The organism is Gilvimarinus sp. 1_MG-2023 (genome assembly GCF_030548285.1).
Genome location: NZ_JAUOSC010000060.1, coordinates 1 through 554 on the forward strand (window position 1 = coordinate 1; position 554 = coordinate 554).

Annotated in this window: 1 protein-coding gene; it reads left to right on the top strand. The window is 47.1% G+C overall.

Going from position 1 to position 554, the window contains the following annotated elements; translation table 11 throughout:
- Positions 1–262: 262 nt before the first annotated feature.
- On the top strand, positions 263–554 hold a 292-nt coding region (locus Q4563_RS15640; RefSeq protein WP_303605117.1), incomplete at its 3' end, for a MarR family winged helix-turn-helix transcriptional regulator.

The following is a 554-nucleotide window of genomic DNA, read 5'->3' on the forward strand; positions in this document are numbered from 1 at the left end:
CTGTCATTGTGACTATTATTAGTCTCAAGAACAACGTCAAATTGTATGCCTCCCCAAAAAATCGAGGCTTAAGGCAGAAGTTTTTTATCATGCTAGACCAAGGGATCTCCCACGAAACCATCGCAATTCACCAACCGATCAGTATCAGTGCCCATCCTCAAGTAGAATAAGAGCGGTGTACTGGTACAGAGAACCTGGCGCCAGTACTATCCGCGGCGCTCCGAATACAGTGGCATTACAAAATCGTAAAGGAAATCAACCAATGACCCAGCGCGTGAAGCGTAGTGAAGTACTTACCGATCTTATTCTTGAAATCTTCCGATTTAATGGCACATTGCGCGAAACAGGTGACAACCTGGTACGCGGTTTGGGATTAACAAGCGCTCGGTGGCAAGTGCTTGGCGCAATCACAATGGAAGAACACAACCCTACTGTTGCCAGCATTGCTCGCCGAATGGGTCTGGCAAGACAGTCCGTACAACGGGTCGTGAACGATCTGGTCAAAGAGGGTCTTTTAATATGCAAAGACAACCCGGATCACAAAAGAGCAAAAC